This window comes from Kitasatospora sp. NPDC057500, assembly GCF_042802195.1.
Taxonomy (GTDB): domain Bacteria; phylum Actinomycetota; class Actinomycetes; order Streptomycetales; family Streptomycetaceae; genus Kitasatospora.
The window spans coordinates 189,421-207,759 of sequence record NZ_JBHVER010000001.1; the positions used below are offsets into that span (position 1 = coordinate 189,421).

General features: G+C 74.3%; 20 protein-coding genes. 11 read left to right on the plus strand and 9 right to left on the minus strand.

Annotated features, from left to right (window positions below; translation table 11 throughout):
* Positions 1–9: 9 nt before the first annotated feature.
* A complete protein-coding gene (locus tag ACFU74_RS00375) occupies positions 10–483 on the minus strand; it encodes a hypothetical protein (protein WP_380749338.1) in 474 nt (157 codons plus the stop codon).
* 128 nt (positions 484–611) lie between these two features.
* Positions 612–1,205, minus strand: a complete 594-nt coding sequence (locus tag ACFU74_RS00380) for an ATP-binding protein (protein ID WP_380749340.1) — start codon at positions 1,203–1,205, stop codon at positions 612–614.
* Positions 1,206–1,456: 251 nt separating this feature from the next.
* On the opposite strand from ACFU74_RS00380, the gene ACFU74_RS00385 reads away from it, so the two are divergent.
* The 5 genes from ACFU74_RS00385 to ACFU74_RS00405 all read left to right on the plus strand — a co-directional run bounded on the left by ACFU74_RS00385 (position 1,457) and on the right by ACFU74_RS00405 (position 6,824).
* Positions 1,457–2,845: a tol-pal system YbgF family protein gene (locus tag ACFU74_RS00385; RefSeq protein ID WP_380749343.1), complete on the plus strand. Its 1,389-nt coding sequence runs from the start codon at positions 1,457–1,459 to the stop codon at positions 2,843–2,845.
* Between the two features lie 33 nt (positions 2,846–2,878).
* Complete coding sequence (locus ACFU74_RS00390) at positions 2,879–3,778, plus strand: phosphotransferase family protein (protein WP_380749346.1); 900 nt, start codon at positions 2,879–2,881, stop codon at positions 3,776–3,778.
* Between the two features lie 542 nt (positions 3,779–4,320).
* Positions 4,321–5,415: a hypothetical protein gene (locus ACFU74_RS00395; RefSeq protein ID WP_380749438.1), complete on the plus strand. Its 1,095-nt coding sequence runs from the start codon at positions 4,321–4,323 to the stop codon at positions 5,413–5,415.
* 13 nt (positions 5,416–5,428) lie between these two features.
* Complete coding sequence (locus tag ACFU74_RS00400) at positions 5,429–6,097, plus strand: YdcF family protein (RefSeq protein WP_380749349.1); 669 nt, start codon at positions 5,429–5,431, stop codon at positions 6,095–6,097.
* Positions 6,098–6,116: 19 nt separating this feature from the next.
* Entirely contained in the window at positions 6,117–6,824 is a 708-nt protein-coding gene (locus ACFU74_RS00405) for a WbqC family protein (RefSeq protein WP_380749352.1), read from the plus strand.
* 370 nt (positions 6,825–7,194) lie between these two features.
* On the opposite strand, the gene ACFU74_RS00410 is transcribed toward ACFU74_RS00405, so the two are convergent.
* The 5 genes from ACFU74_RS00410 to ACFU74_RS00430 all read right to left on the minus strand — a co-directional run bounded on the left by ACFU74_RS00410 (position 7,195) and on the right by ACFU74_RS00430 (position 10,480).
* Positions 7,195–8,157 (minus strand): pirin family protein, encoded by a 963-nt coding sequence (locus ACFU74_RS00410; protein WP_380749355.1) that lies wholly within the window; start codon positions 8,155–8,157, stop codon positions 7,195–7,197.
* Positions 8,150–8,629 carry an OsmC family protein gene (locus ACFU74_RS00415; RefSeq protein ID WP_380749358.1) on the minus strand — a complete coding sequence of 160 codons (480 nt, stop codon included), beginning with the start codon at positions 8,627–8,629 and terminating at the stop codon, positions 8,150–8,152. Before ACFU74_RS00415 ends, ACFU74_RS00410 begins: the two co-directional genes overlap by 8 nt.
* Entirely contained in the window at positions 8,626–8,934 is a 309-nt protein-coding gene (locus ACFU74_RS00420) for a GNAT family N-acetyltransferase (RefSeq protein ID WP_380749361.1), read from the minus strand. The genes ACFU74_RS00415 and ACFU74_RS00420 overlap by 4 nt, the downstream gene beginning before the upstream one ends.
* A 128-nt stretch (positions 8,935–9,062) precedes the next feature.
* The gene (locus tag ACFU74_RS00425; RefSeq protein WP_380749364.1) at positions 9,063–9,827 is read right to left on the minus strand and encodes a hypothetical protein; all 765 of its coding nucleotides are present in this window, start codon (positions 9,825–9,827) and stop codon (positions 9,063–9,065) included.
* Positions 9,828–10,042: 215 nt separating this feature from the next.
* Positions 10,043–10,480, minus strand: a complete 438-nt coding sequence (locus ACFU74_RS00430) for a MerR family transcriptional regulator (protein ID WP_380749367.1) — start codon at positions 10,478–10,480, stop codon at positions 10,043–10,045.
* A 28-nt stretch (positions 10,481–10,508) separates the two neighbouring features.
* On the opposite strand from ACFU74_RS00430, the gene ACFU74_RS00435 reads away from it, so the two are divergent.
* Positions 10,509–11,285 carry a methyltransferase domain-containing protein gene (locus tag ACFU74_RS00435; protein ID WP_380749370.1) on the plus strand — a complete coding sequence of 259 codons (777 nt, stop codon included), beginning with the start codon at positions 10,509–10,511 and terminating at the stop codon, positions 11,283–11,285.
* Positions 11,286–11,854: 569 nt separating this feature from the next.
* On the opposite strand, the gene ACFU74_RS00440 is transcribed toward ACFU74_RS00435, so the two are convergent.
* The gene (locus ACFU74_RS00440) at positions 11,855–13,507 is read right to left on the minus strand and encodes a serine/threonine-protein kinase (protein ID WP_380749373.1); all 1,653 of its coding nucleotides are present in this window, start codon (positions 13,505–13,507) and stop codon (positions 11,855–11,857) included.
* A 228-nt stretch (positions 13,508–13,735) separates the two neighbouring features.
* Between ACFU74_RS00440 and ACFU74_RS00445 the strand changes: the two genes are divergently transcribed.
* The 5 genes from ACFU74_RS00445 to ACFU74_RS00465 all read left to right on the plus strand — a co-directional run bounded on the left by ACFU74_RS00445 (position 13,736) and on the right by ACFU74_RS00465 (position 17,181).
* Entirely contained in the window at positions 13,736–14,149 is a 414-nt protein-coding gene (locus tag ACFU74_RS00445) for a hypothetical protein (protein WP_380749376.1), read from the plus strand.
* Positions 14,150–14,253: 104 nt separating this feature from the next.
* Entirely contained in the window at positions 14,254–14,745 is a 492-nt protein-coding gene (locus ACFU74_RS00450; protein WP_380749379.1) for a GNAT family N-acetyltransferase, read from the plus strand.
* 56 nt (positions 14,746–14,801) lie between these two features.
* Positions 14,802–15,767, plus strand: coding sequence for an NUDIX domain-containing protein (locus tag ACFU74_RS00455; RefSeq protein WP_380749382.1), 966 nt, complete (start codon positions 14,802–14,804; stop codon positions 15,765–15,767).
* 163 nt (positions 15,768–15,930) lie between these two features.
* Positions 15,931–16,521 carry a histone deacetylase gene (locus ACFU74_RS00460; protein ID WP_380749441.1) on the plus strand — a complete coding sequence of 197 codons (591 nt, stop codon included), beginning with the start codon at positions 15,931–15,933 and terminating at the stop codon, positions 16,519–16,521.
* A 96-nt stretch (positions 16,522–16,617) separates the two neighbouring features.
* A complete protein-coding gene (locus ACFU74_RS00465; RefSeq protein WP_380749385.1) occupies positions 16,618–17,181 on the plus strand; it encodes a DUF1772 domain-containing protein in 564 nt (187 codons plus the stop codon).
* Positions 17,182–17,212: 31 nt separating this feature from the next.
* Here the strand turns inward: ACFU74_RS00465 and ACFU74_RS00470 are convergent, their stop codons facing one another.
* Positions 17,213–18,337: an AraC family transcriptional regulator gene (locus ACFU74_RS00470; RefSeq protein ID WP_380749388.1), complete on the minus strand. Its 1,125-nt coding sequence runs from the start codon at positions 18,335–18,337 to the stop codon at positions 17,213–17,215.
* Positions 18,338–18,339 lie beyond the last annotated feature (2 nt).

Here is an 18,339-nt window from a genome sequence, read left to right on the forward strand (position 1 = left end):
AGGCGGCTGTCAGGGGACGAACCCGGAGGCCGACCGAGAGGCGGCCCGGGCTCTGCGGATCGCGACGGCGAGGTCTCCGGGGCGGGTGAGCAGCCCGGTGCCGTCCGGCTCGACCAGCCACTCCCGGCCGCCGACCCGGCCCACACCGGTTCCCGGCACGGGTATCGCCTGCGGGAGCCTGCCCGCACGGCGGCTCAGCAGCTCCGCCTCCGGGACGCCCCACCCCCCGCGCTCGATCGCCACCAGCCAGAAGCTGTGCCGGCGGACGTGGTCCAGCAGAACCGGCCCGGGCCTGCGCCCGGCGGCCCGGAGGTCTTCCACCGCGGCCTGCCCCAGCTGGAGCGACAGCAGTCGGACGACGTCGAAGTGGATTCCGATCGGGATCTCGGCCAGCAGCCCCTGGCTCCACAGCAGTCGAGCGCGGGCGGTGTCACCGCTGGCCTGCGCGAGCCACCAGCCCCCACGCACGGCGGCCTCGGACATCCCTCCAGGTCGGTCACGGCCTGCCATGACTGCTCGCCCTTCTGCCTTGACGGAACAACTGCGGTACTCGGTCTGCGCACTCGGCCCCGGAGGCCGTCACCAGCGAGGTGGCGGAAGTGGCCGACTGGTCAAGCGGCCAGATGGCCCCTGCCGGTCCGGCGGGTGCCGCGCGCCCTGGTCACCTGCTGCTGGCTCGTCGGCCGTACGTGCCCCGGTGCCAGCGTCGCCCGGGCCAGTGGGCATGAGGGAACTTCCCCCTCCGCCTGCGCGGCCTCGCGGCCGGGCGTCGACGGCAGGTGGACGTCGAGTTCGAACCAAACCGAGAAGCCGATGGGTCTGCCGGTGTCGTTGGCGCGCTGGCCCCAGCCGACGTCGTCGGCGTAGCCGCCGAGGACCGCGAGGCCACGACCGCTGGTCGCGTCCAGATCCTCAACCTGTCCGTCCATCTCGGGGAGGGTCAGGCCGCCGTCGGTGACGGTGACCCGCAGCCTCCTGCGCGGCTTGTCCAGGTCGCCTTCAACCAGCAGTTCGGCCTTGTCTCCGAGGCCCACGTGCTCGACGCCGTTGGCCAGTAGCTCCGAGATGCACAACCTGAGCGCATAGGCCCTGTCGTCATCCAGGGTGAAGCCGTCAAGGTTGGCGATGCTGCGGACCAGCAGGTCCCGAAAGACGGGAACTGCGGAGAGGGTAACCGTGGCTCTGAACTTGGCAACGCGGATCATGGCAGGTCCTCCGGGGGTGTGCGTGTCGGCAGGGCTTCCCGGGCCGTCGATGGGAGACGGCATCGCGTCCGTCGCGTGTCCACAGAGATTCGCGGGACGGCGCGTACGCGGCAAACAGAACTTGTTACTGGTGCTCCGCCGAGCTCACGGGTTGGTGGCTTCTGCGACCGCAAGGCAGTGACTAGTTGCGGTTTTCCACTCCCAGTCAGTAACAGGTGACTAGGATTCGTCAGCGGCTGGGGAGGTGGACAGTGGTGCACAAGCCGTCCTGCGCAGCGCGGATCAGAACGCGCGCCCAGGAGAGCGGTTGGACGATCGAGGCCACAGCGGCGGAGATCGTCAACTGCTGCGAGGCGAGCTGGCTTCGCGCCCATCGCCTTGGCCGGGGGTGGACGCTGCGCCAGGCGGTGCATGAGCTGATCCAACTGTGCGAAACGCGGGGGTTGGCTCGGCCTCACGTGGACCCGGACCAGTTGAGAGCTTGGGAGACGGGCCGAACTCCAAGAGGCGGAACGATCGATCTGCTCTGCCGCCTGTATGAGTCCAACGCTCAAGGACTCGGCCTGGCAGGGGACTACCGACCGACACCGCACACCGGAGTCGACGCAGCCGTACCGACTCCAGGGCCCGGCAGCCTCCTGGTACCGCGCCCGGCCACCTGGAGCGCACCCAGCGACCCCTTCCGCGACCTGGTCGACTCCTACCGCCGTAAGGTCGAGGGAACGCTCGCCAGCACGACCGCCAGCGGTACCCAGCTGGAGGTCCTGGACGAGCAGATCATGGACCTGCGTCGGGCATACGTAGCCTCGCCCCCGAGCCAGATGGTGGCCCGGCTCGTGCAGCTCCTTGAGGAAGTCCGGCTTCTTGCCGCTGACCGGCAGCCGGCCGCGGTGCAGAGCCGTCTGTCCGAGATGATCGCCGTACTGGCGACCCTGGTCGCGGACGCCTTGATGAAGTTGGGCCGGTTGGACCAGGCCCGGCTGTGGTACGGAACGGCGCGCTCGGCGGCCGACGACAGCGGAAGCGGGGAGCTTCGGGCCCGCGTGCGGGTGCAGGCCGCAATGCTGCCGTACTACTACGGCCCGCTGGAGCGCGCTGTGAGCCTGACCCGCGAAGCCCGTCTGCTCAACCGCGGCCGGGCAACTTCCACCGGAGCATTCGCCGCTGCCGCCGAAGCCCGCGCACGGGCCCGGCAGGGCGACATCGAGGGCGCCCGGACGGCCATCGCGCAGGCCCACGACCTGTTCGACCGGTGCCCTCCCTCGCCCCCTGACGATGCCTGGGCGTTCCCGCGGCGCCGACTGCTCCTCTACCTGTCCGGCGCGCACACCGCACTCGGTGACGTGCAGGAAGCCCGCCAAGCCCAGGACGAGGCCCTGTCGCTGTACCCGGACCACGGCGGCATCGACCCGGCCCTGCTGGCCCTTGAACACGCCATGTGTCTGGCCCAGGAGCACGACGTGACCGAGGCGTGCGAACTGGCCCGTCACACCGTGCTGGCTGTCCCTGAGGCACATCGGACCGAAATCCTGGGTGTCCGCGCCCAGGAAGTGATCAACATACTGCCTGCCCGCGTGCGTACCACCCGCGCGGTCCGTGATCTCGGCGAGGTTCTTGCCCTCCCGACCGGCACGATGTGACAGGAACAGCCCTCGCCCGTCAGCCTTATGGGCATGACTGTTCCGGTTGTCATCGGCGGATTCGCCGAGTCCGAGGTGCGCGCCGTCCTTGAGGAAGCCTGCCGTCGTATCGGAGTAGACCCTGCAGGTGCCGAGACGCTGCGCGGCCACACCAACGCGGTGTTCCTGCTCCGGGCCGCCGGAGCGGTGGCCAAGATCGCCCGTGCGGGTACCCCCGTGGGCGACGTCGAGCGCACCGTGCGGCTGGTCCGGTGGCTCAGCCAGCGCGCCTTCCCGACCGTCGAACTGCTGCCGGTGGAGCAGCCCGTCCTCGTCGGCGAGCACGCCGTCACCTTCTGGCACTACCTCCCCCAACCCGACCACCCCGTGCCGGCCGCGCATCTCGCTGTCCCCCTTCGCACCCTGCATCAACTCCCACCTCCTCCCTTCGAGGTCCGGCCGCTCGACACGGCCGGGGCGATCCGTCGGTCGATCGCTTCGATCACGGCTCTGCCACCTGCGGACACGGCGTTTCTGCGGCAGCGGTTGTCCGACCTCGAATCGGCGCTGGCCGACGTTCACTTCGTCCTGCGTCCCGGACTTCTCCAGGGCGACCCTCAGCACCGAAACGCTCTTCACCAGGGCGAAGCGGCGGTGCTGTGCGATTGGGACACGGCCTGTTTCGGCCCTCCTGAACTGGATCTCGTCACGGTGGAGATCCACTGCCGCCGGTTCGGCTACGGCCGCAGCCACTACCAGCGGTTCGCCGACCTGTACGGCTTCGACGTGACCACCTGGAGCGGCTATACCGTCCTGCGCGACCTTCGTGAGTTGCGGATGATCACCACGAATGCGAAGCGCGCCACGACGGGCAGCTCGACTCTTGAAGAGGTCCAGCGCCGCGTCGAAGGACTGCGGCTTGGCCAGGTCGACATCGAGTGGAACATTCTCTGATCCGCTACGCGATCGCCCGGGGTCTCGCGAGGTCCGAGGAACCGAAGTCCGGCGCCGGGCGGGGCCGGGTCGGCTGCCGTCCGCGCACCACCATCAGCCGTATCCCGGCCGCCTGAAGGCGTTGCCGACGCCGGTCCGCGCATCCCCTGGTCCCGAGGTGTGCGTCCGTCGGCAGGACCACGGCGTACAGCCCCTTCCCGGTGATGGACGTGACGATCGCCTCGGGATCGCTTCCGTCGTCGGTGATCACCGTCGCGAGCTCCAACTCCCGCTCACTGCAGAAGCTCCGAAGGACCTCGGACAGGGCCTGTCTCCGACGAAGGGAGGTGGCTACGGACGAGTTGAGGAGTCCGACAACCAGGGGAAGCGGTACGGGCAGTCGTTCGGTCAGCATCGGCCGCTCTCCTCCACGTCTGGGCCTCGGTTCCTCCAGCGTGCCGGGTACAGCCGGCGTGGGGAATGAGCGGTTGTGGCAGTTGCGTGGCAGTTCCGCCGCACAGGCCGGTCGGTGAGTGCTTCGATGGTCGCCGATCCGGGAGGTGATGCACGTGACCGTGAGCGAGTGGAGCGGGGTCGAGGCCAGAGCCCTACGGCTGGCCAGCCGGCGCAGCGTCCGGGACTTCGCCTCGGACTTAGGTGTCGCGGTGCGCACGGTGTCGAACTGGGAGCGGCTGGGGGCAAGCACGACGCCCCGGCCGGATACCCAGGCGATTCTGGACACGGCTCTGGGCCGCCTCGATTCGGCCGCCGTGCTGCGTTTCGAGGCGGTCCTGTCGGGGAGCGGTCGGCCGGTGGCGGCTCGGGCCAAGGGCGGGCCCAGGTTGTGGGAGTACGAGACGTGGGCCGAGGACATCGAGCGGGCTGTGCTCGCCGCGTCCGGGCAGAACTTCGCGTTCGCGGAGAACCTGCTGGAGCGGTGGCGAACACGCTGGCCGGCACGCGAGTTGGACGACCGGGGCCTGTACCTGTTCGCGCGGACGACGACGCTCGCGGGCGATCTGCTGCGGGACCGCGGGGTGCTGCTCGGCCCGCTCTCGGCGTCGCGGTCGTACGCGGCGGCCCGGTCGGTGTTCGACCAGCTCGGTGTTCCGCGCCGGGTGGCACAGTTGGACCTGTCGCTGGCGGTGGTCCGGGAGATGTCCGGTGACCTGGCGGGTGCGGCCGAGGCGTACGGGCAGTTGGCCGGCGACGTCCGGCTGAGTCTGCGCGATCGGCATCGGGCCGGGCTGTGGGTCGGCACGTCTTTGGACAAGCAGGGGCTGCACGAGGAGGCCGTGCCGCTGATGCGTGCGGCGATCCGGGGGTTCGACGCCTTGACCGAGCCGGAGGACTGGGGCACCGCGCACCAGAAGCTGGCGCTGTTGCACCGCGGCGCGGGTGATCTCGGGGAGGCTGCCCGGATGATCGAGGTCGCGCAGTCGGCCGGCGGCGGGTCCTCCCCCATGCAGCAGGTGCGGCTGGGTACTGCGCGCGGCCACATCCTGCTGTCCGACCCGGCGAGCGTCGGCGAAGGGCTGGCCCTGCTGCACGAGGCCGCCACCCAGGCGGCCACGTACGGTATGAGCCACCAGCTGCGCGCCATCGAACGCATCCGAGGAAGCCTCGACCGCGGAGGTGCGGCAGTCCCGTTCAGGTAACCAGGAGAAGCACGTGACGAGCACTTCCCGGCGCGAGATCACCGACCAGCAGTGGGCGGACACCGCGCTGCTGTGGGACTACCAGCAGATGGGCCACGAGCTTCGGCCCTGCGATGTCGCGATCGGCCTGGGATCCCACGACCTCGGGGTGGCCGCCGAGACAGCCCGACTGTACCTGCGCGGCCTGGTGAAGCGGATCGTCTTCACCGGCGGGCCGAACCCGAGCCGGCCGGAGGCGTTCCCGCGCGGTGAGGCCGTGCACTTCGCCGAGCACGCCGTGGCCCTCGGCGTTCCGGAGTCCGCGATCCTGCGGGAGCCGAACGCCCGCAACACCGGGCAGAACATCGAGTTCAGCCGCAAGGTCCTGGCCGAGGCAGGCGTCCGGTTGTCCTCGGTGCTGCTCGTCTCGATGCCCTACATGGAGCGGCGGGCGTACGCCACCTGCCGCCGGGTGTGGCCGGAGGTGGACGTGGTGTGCACCTCCAGCGCGATGGACCTGCACGACTACGCGAAATCGATCGGCGACGACCGGCTCGTGATCGACAGCCTGGTGGGTGACCTCCAGCGGGTCATCGAATACCCGAAGCTCGGCTTCGCCGTCGCCCAGGACGTACCCAGGAGTGTCCACGATGCCTACCAGCGGCTCATCGACGACGGATTCACCAGCCGCCTTCTCCCCTGACTCTCTGCCGGCCCGGCCGGTGTGCGCGATCCACCAGCCCAACTTCTTCCCGCGCCTGTCCACCGTGGCCAAGCTGGCCGGCGCGGATGTGTGGGTGGTCCTGGACAATGTGCAGTTCGCCCGCCGCGACTACCAGCACCGGGCCCGGCTCGGCTCCCTCGCCGACAGCAGCCGGGCCAGCTGGCTGACCGTCCCCACCCACCTGCCGGACGGCCGCTCGACGGTGATCCGCGAAGCGCGGGTAGTCGACGCGGACCTCTGCCGTCGCCGAGTCGAAGGGGTTCTCCACGAGCGGTACCGGGCCAGCCCGGCCTGGCCGCTGCTCTCCGAGCGGCTCCAGCCGGTCCTGGAGCTGTTCGAGAGCACCGACCGACTCGCGGAGATCGCGGAGGCGACCACCCGACTGCTGCTCGACGTGCTCGGGTGGAGGGGACGCGTGGTGCGCAGCAGCACACTCGCGGCCGGCACAGGGCGAACCCGGCGGCTCGTGGACCTGTGCCGGGCTGTGGGTGCCGCCTCCTACCTGTGCGGCACCGGCGGGGCAAGGTACGTGGAGCCGTTGCTGTTCGCAGATGCCGGGATCGAGCTCCGCCCGTTCTCCGTGCCGGCCTCGGGGGTGTGGGAGGACGCGCGGTCGGTCAGCGCCGTGCACCCATTGATGGTGCACGGCGCGGCGGCTGTCCGGCACCGTGTCGCAGCGCGGCGTGGACCTGACGCCTGGCGGTGAGGGCGGTGAGGAAGGCGGACACCGGTACTGGCCGCCGGTAATCCGAGCGACCCCGGCCATGTCCTGATCAGCCGGTCGGCGCCGCCTGGCGGGACCCTTCGCCGAGCACCAACCGCCGGAGGCCCTGTCCCTCTCCTCCGCAATCAGCTTCAAGCTGATGGGCAATCAGAAAAGTCAGCAAAAGGTCAGCATCGATACGAGCAAACCTTGCGACAGGCGCGTAGACCTGAGAATCAACAGGCTTTGCACCTTGCCTCCCAAGGGGGCGAGTAAGCGAAGCGGAAATCGTTCTGCCATGGGCCTTCAGATGCCCACACAGTCCTGCCGGAAGCGGCGAGCACGAAGGCGACCATCGAATCATCTTCGCAGGTCAGCGCACCCGCCCACGGGCCTTCAGCGGGATGTCGGGGAGGGCCGGGGCATGGAGTCGGGCGCCGTCGTAGCCGTGAACCTCACCGAAGCGGGTGCCGGCCTCCCAGTCGTTGCGGGCCTGGAGGATCTCCTCGCCGGATCGGCCGATGAAGTTCCACCACATGACGAGCTTCTCGGCGAAGGGCTCGCCGCCGAGGAGGAGGAAGGCGGCGTCGGTGGTGGCGTGGAGGGGGAGGTCGCGGCGGCCGGTGCCGAGGTAGAGCATGGCGCCGGGGTCGAGGGGGACGCCGTCGGCGGTGAGGGTGCCGGACATGGTGAGGACGGCGTACTCGAAGTCGGGGTCGAGGGGCAGGCGGTGGGCGGTGCCGGCGGTGAGGGTGAGGTCGGCGCCGACGAGGGGGGTGTGGGTGGTGCCGGGGGAGGTGGCCCCGTCGAGGGTGCCGAGGATGACGGTGGCGGACAGGCCGGGGGCGGTGACGGTGGGCAGGTCGGGGTGGTGTTCGAAGGCGGGGTCGCGGTGGCGGTGGGCGTCGGGGAGGGCGACCCAGAGCTGGGCGCCGTGGAGGTAGCGGGCGTGGGGGCGGGGGGACTCCTCGGAGTGGGAGATCGCCCGGCCGGAGGTCATCAGGCCCAGTTCGCGGGGGCGGATGGTCCGGAGGCTGCCGAGGCTGTCGCGGTGCAGGACCTCGCCGGCGTGCAGCCAGCTGACCGTCTGCAGGCCCATGTGCGGATGCGGCGGCACCTGCATGCCCGGCTCGTCCGCGATGTCGTCCGGCCCGTAATGGTCCACGAAGCACCACGCGCCCACCATCCGACGACCCAGATTGGGAAGCAGCCGGCGAACCACGGTGCTGCCGCCGAGGGCGGTCTCGCGCGGGGCGAGGAGTTCGTGGACGGGGCCGCCCGGGGTGTCGGCGCGGCCGCCGCGCACGGTCGGGGTGGCGAGGTCGGGTTCAGCCATGGTGGGCACCGTTTCCGTGGGTCGAGGCGCGCGGGGCGGCCGGGACGATGGGGGTGCCGGCGGAGACGGCGCGGGTGACCGGGGTCCGTTCGGCGATGTCGAGCAGGCGGGCGCGCTGGGCGTCGTCGAGGTCGCCGACCAGGTCGATCCGCCGGGTGATGCGGACGGCCTTCTCGGGGCCCTTCTCGTAGCCGAGGTGGACGCGCACGGTGGTCAGCGGCCACTGCTTGCGCTGGGCGTACATCCGCAGGGTGATCGCGGTGCAGGAGCCGAGCGCGGAGAGCAGCAGGCCGACCGGGGTGGTGGCGGTGTCGGCGCCGCCGGCCGACTCGGGCTCGTCGGCGGTCAGTCGGTGGCGGCCGGAGCGGATGTCGACGCGGTAGTCGTCGGCGGTGCTGGTGGCGACGGCGGCCGCGGCGCGGACGAAGCCGGCCTCGGCGTCCGGGACTCCCCCGGCGGGCGCGGCGGTCACAGGCCGAACCGCTCGTGCTGGGCGGCCGGGACGAGGTCGTGGTACTCCGGGTGCTTGGTCAGCCAGCCGCGGATGAACGGGCAGTACGGGAGCACGGCGAGGTCGCCGGCCCGGGCGTCGTCGAGCACGGCGCGGGCGAGGATGCCGCCGAGGCCCTGTCCGCCGAATCGCGGGTCGATCTCGGTGTGGATGAAGGCGATCTCGCCCCCATGGCGGTGATACTCGGCGAAGCCGGCGAGTTCACCGTCGGAGGTGATCTCGTAGCGGGACTTCTCGGGGTTGTCGGCAACGGCGGTCGTCGTCATCTCGTCCTCCTGGGGGTCGGGCCCTGGCATCGGAAGTAATTTATCATTCAACTAATCGTAGATCAAGACCGCCCGGCGCGAACCGGGCGGTCTTGGGTCACAAGGGGACCGGAGGAGGGGCGGGACGGTCAGGAGAGCGTGATCGGCGGAGGCAGCGGGTGGCAGCCGTCCCAGGACGCGATCTGGCCGGGCGGGCAGGAGGCCGGGCGGGACGGCAGGGTGGGAACCGGGCGCGGCGGGACCGTCCACTCCCCCGGGCCGGGGCCCTCCGGCGGGTCGGCGGGCGGCTCGACGGTCGGCTTGGGGGCCGGCTTGGGCGGGGCGGGCGGCTCGGCGGGCGGGGCCGGCGGAGCGGGCGGTTGAACGGGCGGCTGGGCGGGCGGGGCCGGCGGAGCCGGCGGCTGGGTGGGCTGGACGGCCTTCGGAGGCGTGGTCGGAGCCGTCTTCGGCGGGGTGGTCGGACGCGGGGTCGCCGGGACCGGCGGGCGCGAGGCGGGCCGGGCGGGCGTCGTCGGGGCCGCCGCCTCGGGGGCGGGCGCGGCGGGCGCGGCGGGCTCGGCGGGCGGGGTCTCCGGCGCAGCCGGGACGGGCTGGGCGACCGGGGCCTCGGTCGACGGGGCCGGTTCCGGGGCGGTGGGCGTCGGGACCTCCGGCGCCGGGGTCGTCGGGGCCGCCGACGACGGCGAGGCGGTCGGTGTGCCCGTCGACGCCGGCTCCGCGGCGTCCGGTCCGCTCATCGCCCAGGCGCTCGCACCCACCAGGGCGAGCGTGCACATGCCCGCCGCCATGCCGATGGCGATCCGGCGGCGCCGGAGCGCGGATCTCCCGTCCGGTTCCTGCGCCTGTTCCTGCTCCTGCGGCTGGTCCTGCTTCCGCAGTTGGTCTTCCTGCACCGTGCCCCACCCTGATCGATCTTCGTTCGGATTGCGCGGATGCTAGCAGGACGCACCGTCAGTCCCGCGCCCAGCGCCGCGCCGCAGGCCGGCGCGAGCAGCGCGGTGGCGACCGCGAGGTGGCGGTCCGGAGCCGATGGACCTCGCCGCCGCGCGGCGGGCCGCTCGGTGCTGTACCACCGCGCCCCGGCGGGCCGGGTCCTGCTCGGCGCGGTTCACCCCTGGGGCGCCGCGTGCGGGGCCACCACGTGCCGGAACCGGGCGCAGCCGGTGACGTCCTCGTGGTCGCAGGTGAGCGCGCACTCCAGGATGTCGAGCGAGGCCTGGGCCGCCGCCATGCGGGCCCGGAGCGCCTCGGCCTCGGCGTGCAGCAGGTCCCGGCGCCGGGCCGCGTCCGTGGTGGCGGCGGTCAGGGCGCGGATGGCGTCGAGGGAGAGCCCCGCCTCCTTGGCCCGCAGGATCACGGCCACGCGGGTGCGGTCGGCGGCGCCGTAGCGGCGGCGGCCGGCGGTGTCGCGGGCCGGGGCGAGCAGGCCGACCGACTCCCAGTGCCGCAGGACGTGCGTGGCGAGGCCGAAGCGTTCGGCGAGGGCGCCGATGCTCATCGGCGTGTCCTCGCCGGGCTCCGGTGTGCGGGGCTCGTTTGACTTCATGTCGACATTAAGTCCCAGCATGGCGTGCATGACCAGTGAGACGAGCCCTTCCCCCTCCGCGACGCCGGACGACGAACTCCTCGCGCGCCTCGACGCCGCCGACCGCCTCCCCGGCGCCGAGCAGCTCCGTTGCCGGTCCTACGCGCTGCTCGGCGCCGGACCCGGCAGCACCGTGCTGGACGTCGGCTGCGGCGCCGGGCGGGCGGTGGCGGAGCTGACGGAGCGCGGTGCCCGGGCGATCGGGGTGGACGCGAGCGCGCGCATGATCGCCGTCGCGCGGCGGCGGTGGCCGGCGGCGGACCTGCGGGTCGGGGATGCCGGTGAACTGCCGTTGCCGGACGGCTCGGTGGACGGCTACCGCGCCGACAAGGTGTTCCACGAGCTGGCTGACCCGCGGCGCGCGCTGGCCGAGGCCCGCCGGGTCCTGGTGGGCGGCGGGCGGATCGTCCTGCTGGGCCAGGACTGGGACACCGTCGTCGTCGACTCCGACGACCCGGCGTTCACCCGCGCCCTGGTGCACGCCCGCGCAGACCTGACCACCCGCCCGCGGGCCGCCCGCGGCTACCGCGCCCTGCTGCTGGACGCCGGGTTCGCGGACGTCGCGGTCGAGGTGCACACCGCCGTCCTGACCGGCCCGACGGCGCTCCCCCTGGTCACCGCTCTCGCCGAGACCACGGCCGCCGCCGGCGCACTCCCCCGCGAGCGGGCGGGCCGCTGGATCTCCGAACAGCGCGAGCGCGCCGCGACCGACCGCCTCTTCCTCGCCCTGCCGGTGTTCACGGCCTCGGCGACCGCGCCCTGCTGAGCCTCCCCGGACTTCCCCGACTGCTCGGCGGCGGGGATGCGGCGGCGGGGGTGGTGCCGTGGCGAGCGGCGAGGTCGTCGGTGGGGGCCGGGGAGGTCCCGGCGAGACCGAGTCGTCAGCAGGCTGTGGCCCCCGCCGCCCTCCTCGTTGAGCACGATCAGGCCGACGCCGCCCTCGTGGTCGCGGCGGGCCTCGGCGGCGGTGCCGAGGGCCGTGCCGGCCCCCGACCACGCCCGCGCCGACGGTCGGCGCGCCCGCCGCGCACACCTCACCGGCCGGGACTCCAGGGGCGCCGTCGGCCGGCCGCTCGACGATCGCGGACCGGCGCAGGCCCGGCAGGTGCGCGGCCCCGTCGAAGGCGGCCCGGCGACGCGGCGGCCCGGCAGGCGGCGTGGGCGGTGAAGCCGAGCAGCAGGACGTGGCGGTTCCCGCATCCGGTCGCGACGGCTCCTCGCTCGACGGCTCCCCGCTCGGCGGCGGGTCGGTCGACGGAGCGATGGTGGACCGGTCGACGGGACCGATCCCGCTCGGTCCAGGACCGGGCGGCCCGCCGCCGACGACGCGGCGGGTCAGTCGGCGGCGACGGTGCGGCGCACCTTGCCCTTGCTGTCCGCGAGCAGGTAGCCGCCGTTGTGGTAGGCGTCGGAGAGGTACACCCGGATGCTCGCCACGCCGTCGCCCGTCCAGGTGTCGATGAGCAGGTAGCGGCTGGTCGGGTCCTTCACGTTGAGGGTCTCATCGGCCTTCTTCAGCAGCGCCGGGACGACGTCCCAGTCGTACTGCGCGAGGTCCACCGGCTTGGCCGTGCCCATCGGCCCGCCGACGCGCTTGGTGGTCTTGCCGTCCCGGTAGTCGTACGAGTCGTAGCCACGGCCGTCGGCGGTGGGGACCTGGGCGATCGCGTAGCCCGGGTAGACGGCGAGCTGCTTGACCTTGGTGCCGCCGCTCTGCGCGGTGATCGCCGCGACGACGGTGCGGATGCCGTCGGGGGTCAGCAGGTCCTTGGAGGCGTTCGACGGCGGCTTGGCGGGCGAGGTGACGGCGGAGGCGGTGCCCGCCGCCGGGGGCGCGGCGGACGCCGGGCCCGTCGGCGCGGCGGCCGGGCCGGCCGTGCCGTCCGTCCCCTCCGGGCGCAGCATCCAGGCGAGCACGCCCGCCAGGGCGACCCCGGTGACGGCGAGGGTGACCGCGGCGCCGGTGCGGCGGCGGGCGGGCGGCGGGAGCGGCGTGCCGGGGTCGGTCGCACCCAGGTACTGGGTCCCGGTGACGTCCACGGAGCCGGTGGACGGGTGCGCACCGACCTGGGGCGCACCGACCGGCTGCGCACCGACCGGGGGCGCGGGCGGCCAGTACTGCTGCGTGGCCACCGGAAGGGGTAGGGCACCGGTGTCGGCGGCCGCGAGCGCCTGGTCGAGCTGCGCGGCGTCCGGCCGCACCGCCGGGTCGCGGGCCAGCAGCGCGGCCAGCACCGGCCCCAGCGGCCCGCAGCGGGTCGGCGGCGGCAGCGGCTCGTCGAGGACGGCCGCGAGCGTGGCCAGCGAGGTGGCGCGGCGCAGCGGGTGGTGGCCCTCGACGGCGACGTAGAGCAGCATGCCGAGCGACCACAGGTCGGAGGACGGGTTGCCCTCCTCGCCGCGGATCCGCTCCGGCGCGATGTACTCGGGCGAGCCGATCAGCGCGCCGGTGGCGGTGAGCGCGGTGGAGTCCTGCATCGCGGCGATGCCGAAGTCGGTGAGGACGGGGGTGCCGTCGGGGCGCAGCAGGACGTTGCCGGGCTTGACGTCGCGGTGCTGGATGCCGGCCCCGTGCGCGGCGCACAGCGCGGCGAGCACGCCGCGGCCGATCCGGGCGGCCTCGGGGATGCTCAGCGGGCCGCGGGCGATCCGGTCGGCGAGGCTGCCGCCGCCGACCAGCTCCATGACCAGCCAGGGGTGGGGGTGCCCGGGGGTGTCGACGATGTGGTGGATCACCGCGACGTTGGGGTGCTGGAGGCGGGCGAGCGCGCGGGCCTCGCGGAGCACGCGCTCGCGCAGCTCGTGCGCGGCGGCGGGGTCGGCCGCGGCCATGGCCGGGTCCGGCGGGCGGACCTCCTTGAGCGCGACCTCGCGGTGCAGCATGGTGTCACGCGCGCGCCAGACCAGGCCCATGCCTCCGCCGCCGAGGCGTTCCAGCAGTTCGAAGCGGTTGTCGATGAGCCGTGTCTCCGGCCCCCCAGTGTTCATGCCGCCCCATCGTAGGGGCCGCCGTGCGGGGGTCCGGCGACCGCCCCGGGCGGCCGGTTGCTCCGTGGACGCCCTGTCCGTACCGGAGTTGGGCGAGCGGCGGCCGGCGAGGTCCGGGTTACGGTCTGCGGGGGCGGGTGCACTCTCCCGGGCGAGGCGGGAGGGCCTTCCGGGTGGCCGTGGGCGGGCCGTCGACCGCGCCCGCCCGGCCGGCTCGTTGTGCCCGGTATGTCTGCACACGTCGGAAGGGCCTCCTGGGCCGCGCTGTCCCTGCTGGTCCTCGTCCTCCTGGCGGTGGCCGTGGGGATCGGCCACCGTCCGCCTCCCGAGCGGCACCCCGGCCCGCCGCCTCCGGAACCCCCGCAGGGCTGGGTGGTCGCCGCGAGCGCGGCCAACGTACGGCGCGAGCACTCGATGGACGGCGTGGTGCTGGGCCTGGCCCGGTGCGGCGAGCGGGCCGAGATCGTCGACACCTGGATCTCGCCGCTGGGCACCCGCTGGAGCCGGATCGTGGTGGTGCCCGGCGGGCTGACGGGCTGGGTCCTGTGGTCCCTGCTCGACCACCCCGCCCCGCCCGGCGGCCCCGCCCGCCCCTGCCCCACCCCGCCGCCGGACGCCCCGCCGGACGCCCAGGAGGTGTGAGGGTGCGCCGCGCGGGGCGGGGCCGGGGGTTCCGGGGCGGGTGCGGGCGGGTAGGGGCTCGCAGCGACGTCGGGGCGGCGCGGGGACGGACGGAGGTGGCCCGGGTGGGTGGGGACGGGGCGGGTGCCGGGCCGGGTGCCGGAGTGCGGCCGGCCGGGCCTGGGGACGCGGACGAGTTGCTGCGGCTGCGGGTCGCGGTGCTGGACGGCGGGCCGCTGGACGAGCAGTGGCGCACCACCTTCCGCGACGACCTGCGCGAGCGGCTGGGCCGCGACCCCGACCTGCTCGCCCACGTGGTGCCGGCCGACGGCGGCGGGCTCGCCGCCTGCGCGATCGGCATCGTCCACCGGGGCTACCGGGGCCCGAGCCATCCGACCGGGCGGTGGGGGCGGATCCACGCGGTGGTCACCGACCCGGCGCACCGGCGGCGCGGCCACGCCAGGGCCGTCACGGCGGCGCTGGTCGAGGCGCTCGGCGCACGCGGCTGCGGGTCGGTCGAGCTGCGGGCCACCGAGGCGGGCGCGCCGCTCTACCGGACGCTCGGCTTCGGCCCGGTGGACGGGTACATGCGGCTGAACCTCGGCCCCGGCCACTGACCCGGCAGCCCGGCGCCGTGGAGCCCCGTCGTTCCCCTCACCGAAGGAGGCTCCAGGTGGAGCACCGTCCGTCCGACCTCGCCCCGCTCGCCGCCGTGCTCGTCACCGACCCGCTGGGCCGGGTCCTGCTGCTGCGCCGGCCGGACGGGGGCTGGGAGTTGCCGGCCACCGCCGTCCGCCCGGCCGAGGAGCCGGAGGCGGCGGCCGTGCGCGCGCTGGCCGAGGCGTGCGGGGTGGCCGCCGGCGTGCTGCGGCCGGTCGGGACGTTCGGGGAGGGAACGGAGCCGGCGCGGCGGCACGTGTTCGCGCCGGTGGCGCACGCGCCCGGCGCGCTGGACCGGCTCGTGCTCCGCCGACACGCGACGCACGCCTGGTTCTTCACCGACAACCTGCCCGGCCTCTCCCCCGCCGCCGTGCGGTTCCTGCGCGCGCACGCCCCGGCCCGCCCGCACCTGCCGCGCTCCCAGTGGCTCGCCACCACGCCGCGCGCGTGGCTGTGCACGGCCGCCGTGGTGACCGCGCCGGACGGGCGGCTGCTGATGGTGAAACCGCGGGTCCGGGAGCCGGACCGGCGGCCGGACGCCGGGCGGTGGAACTTCCCGGGCGGGGTGCTCGACACCCACGAGGACTCGCCGACCGGGGCCGCCCGAGAGCTGCGCGAGGAGACCGGGCTCGACCGGCCGCCCGGGCCGCTGCTCGCGGTGGTCTGGCAGCATCCGGCGCCGGGCGCCGACCACCCCATCGTCCAGTTCTTCCACGACTTCGGCACCGCCGACCCCGCCGCCGTCCGACTCGGCTGCCCGGACGGGGAGATCACCGACTGGGCCTGGTTCCGCCCGGACGGGGAGCTGGACGCCGCCGCCGGTGCGGAGCGGGGCTACGCGGCACGGCGGGCGCTGGCGGCCCGCGCGGCCGGCCGCACCGTCACCGCCGCCTGCCCGCCGGGACTGTCGGGGCCGTCGGGGCCGTCGGGGCCGTCGGGGCCGTCGGGTGCATCGGGAGCATCGGGGGCCACGGACTGAGCGGACCGGCGGGTGCCCGGGTATCCGGGTGTCCGGCCGACGCGGGCGGGCCGGTCGGGTAGCGTCACCGGCCGTGGAGGAGATCCGACCGCTCGTCAGCCCGCGGCCCGGCCTGGTGCCGGCCGTGCCGCCGCTGATCTGGTACGCCGCGTACGGCTCGAACATGCACGCCGAGCGGCTCGCCTGCTACCTGCGCGGCGGGCGACCGCCCGAGGGCGAGCGGGACTACCCCGGCTGCCGCGACGCCCGGCCGCCCGAGCGCGCTCTGCCGGTGCGCCTGCCCGGGCTGCTCTACTTCGCCCTGGAGTCGCGCACCTGGGGCGGCGGCATGGCCTTCTACGATCCCCGCCGGCGCGGCACCGCGCCCGCCCGCGCCTACCTGCTGACCGCCGGGCAGTTCAGCGACATCGCCGCCCAGGAGATGGGCGGCGGGCCGGGCGCCGACCTCGACCTGGCCACCGTGCTGCGGACCGGGCGCGACCCGCAGGGGCCGGGCCGCTACCAGACCCTGGTGTGCCCGGGCACGCTGGACGGCGTCCCCGTGCTGACCTTCACCGCCCCCTGGACGCTCGCCGAAGCCACCCTGAACGCCCCGCGCGCCCGCTACCTGCGCAACCTCGCCGCCGGACTGGCCGACGCGCACGGCTGGTCGGCGCGCCGCACCGCCGCCTATCTGAGCACCCGCCCGGGCGCCGCCGGCCACTGGACCGTCGACGCCCTGCTCGCCGCGCTCACCGGGCGGAGCGGAGCCTGAGCCTCCACGGCGGGATCCGGCCGCCAAGACATGACCATTCGTCATCATCGCTGCGCTGTCGGCGAATTCAGTGGGCAAAAGGCCGTTCGATGACGGATGATCGGCGGGCGGGCCGCTTCGACCGAGCGGGTGCCGGGCCGACTGGAACGGGGGCAGGGCGACATGGAGGCGATGCGGGTCTTCGCACTGGTGGCGGCGACCATCACCACCGGACTGACCTCCGGACTCTTCTACACCTACGCCTCGGTGACACCGGGCCTGCGCACCGCCGACAACCTCGCGGTCGTCCAGGTGATGCAGCGGCTCAACGTGGCCGTCCTGAACGGGTGGTACCTGCTCGGCTTCGTCGGCACGCTGGTGTTCACCGGCGTCGCCGTGGTGCTGCACCTGCCGAGCGACGGGCACCGGGTGCTGCCGGCGGCGGTCGGGGCACTGGTCTGCTACACCGGCTCGCTGGTGGCGACCAGGGCGGTCAACCTGCCGCTCAGCCAGGCGCTGGCGGAGGCCGGCGACCCCGGCCGGGCCGGGTACTCGGACCCGTTCGACCCCTCCGGCGCGCGCCGGGTGCGGTGGAGCGCGGCGCGGGCGCTGCTGTCCACGGCGGCGCTCGGCTTCCTCTGCTGGGCGCTGGTGATGCACTGCGACATCGGGCCGAACTGAGCGGCGCGGCAGGGCGGTTGGCGCGCTCCGCTCAGCCGGCCGCCAGTACCACCGTGGTCGGCTCCGGGCGGGACGGCCGGGCCATCGCGTCCGTCGCCGCCGAGTGCGTCGCCGCCCCTTCCACCGCCCCTTCCACCGCCTCTTCCGCCGGATCTCCCGGTCGGGGCGCGCCGGTCTCCGGCCCACCGGGTTCCGACGCGCCGTCGGCCGAGGCGGCCGGTCGGCGGTGCTCCTGCGGGGTGAGCCCGCGCACCCGCTTGAACGCGGTGCTGAGCGCGAACGCGTCGCCGTAGCCCACCCGGCGGGCCACCGCCGCGATGGTGAGCCCCGGATCGCGCAGCAGGTCGGCGGCCACCGTCAGCCGCCAGTTCGCCAGATAGGCCATCGGCGGCTCGCCGACCAGCGCGGTGAACCGGCGGGCCAGCCCGGCCCGGGAGACCCCGACCTCGGCGGCGAGCGCGGCCACCGTCCACGGCCGGGCCGGATCGTCGTGCAGCAGCCGCAGCGCCGGGCCGACCACCTCGTCCCCCTGGGCCCGCAGCCAGCCGGGCGCTTCGGCGTCCGGAGCGGCGAGCCAGCCGCGCAGCACGCCGACCACCAGCAGGTCCAACAGCCGGTCCAGCACGACCTCCTGGCCCGGGTCGGCCCGGGTGGCCTCGGTGCCGAGCAGCCGGACCAGGGTGTCCTCGGTGGTGTTCACCCCGGCGCGCTGCACCAGCACGGTCGGCAGGTGGGCCAGCAGCCGGCGGCCGATCTCGTGCTCGGCCGCGTAGGTGCCGGTCAGCATCACCGACGGCCGCTCGTCGCCCGGCCGGGTCTCGCCCCAGGTCCGCACCCCGAGCGCCATCGAGGTGGCGACGCTGACGCCGTCCCGGGAGCAGATCTGCCCGGGGCCGACGACGATGTCCGCCTCGCTGCGCGGGTCGTCCGCGACCGTGTACGCGTCCGGTCCGCGCAGCAGTGCCAGGTCCCCCGGCCGCACCGGCACCGGCTGCCCGCCGTCGGGCAGGATCCACGCCTCGCCGTCCAGCATGGTGAGCAGCGTCAGCGGTGCGCGGTCCTCGATCCGCAGCGCCCACGGTGTGCTGAGCACGGAGCGCAGCACGAACGCGCCGCGGGCCTTGGGGCCGTCGAGCAATCCCGTCAGGGTGTCCATGA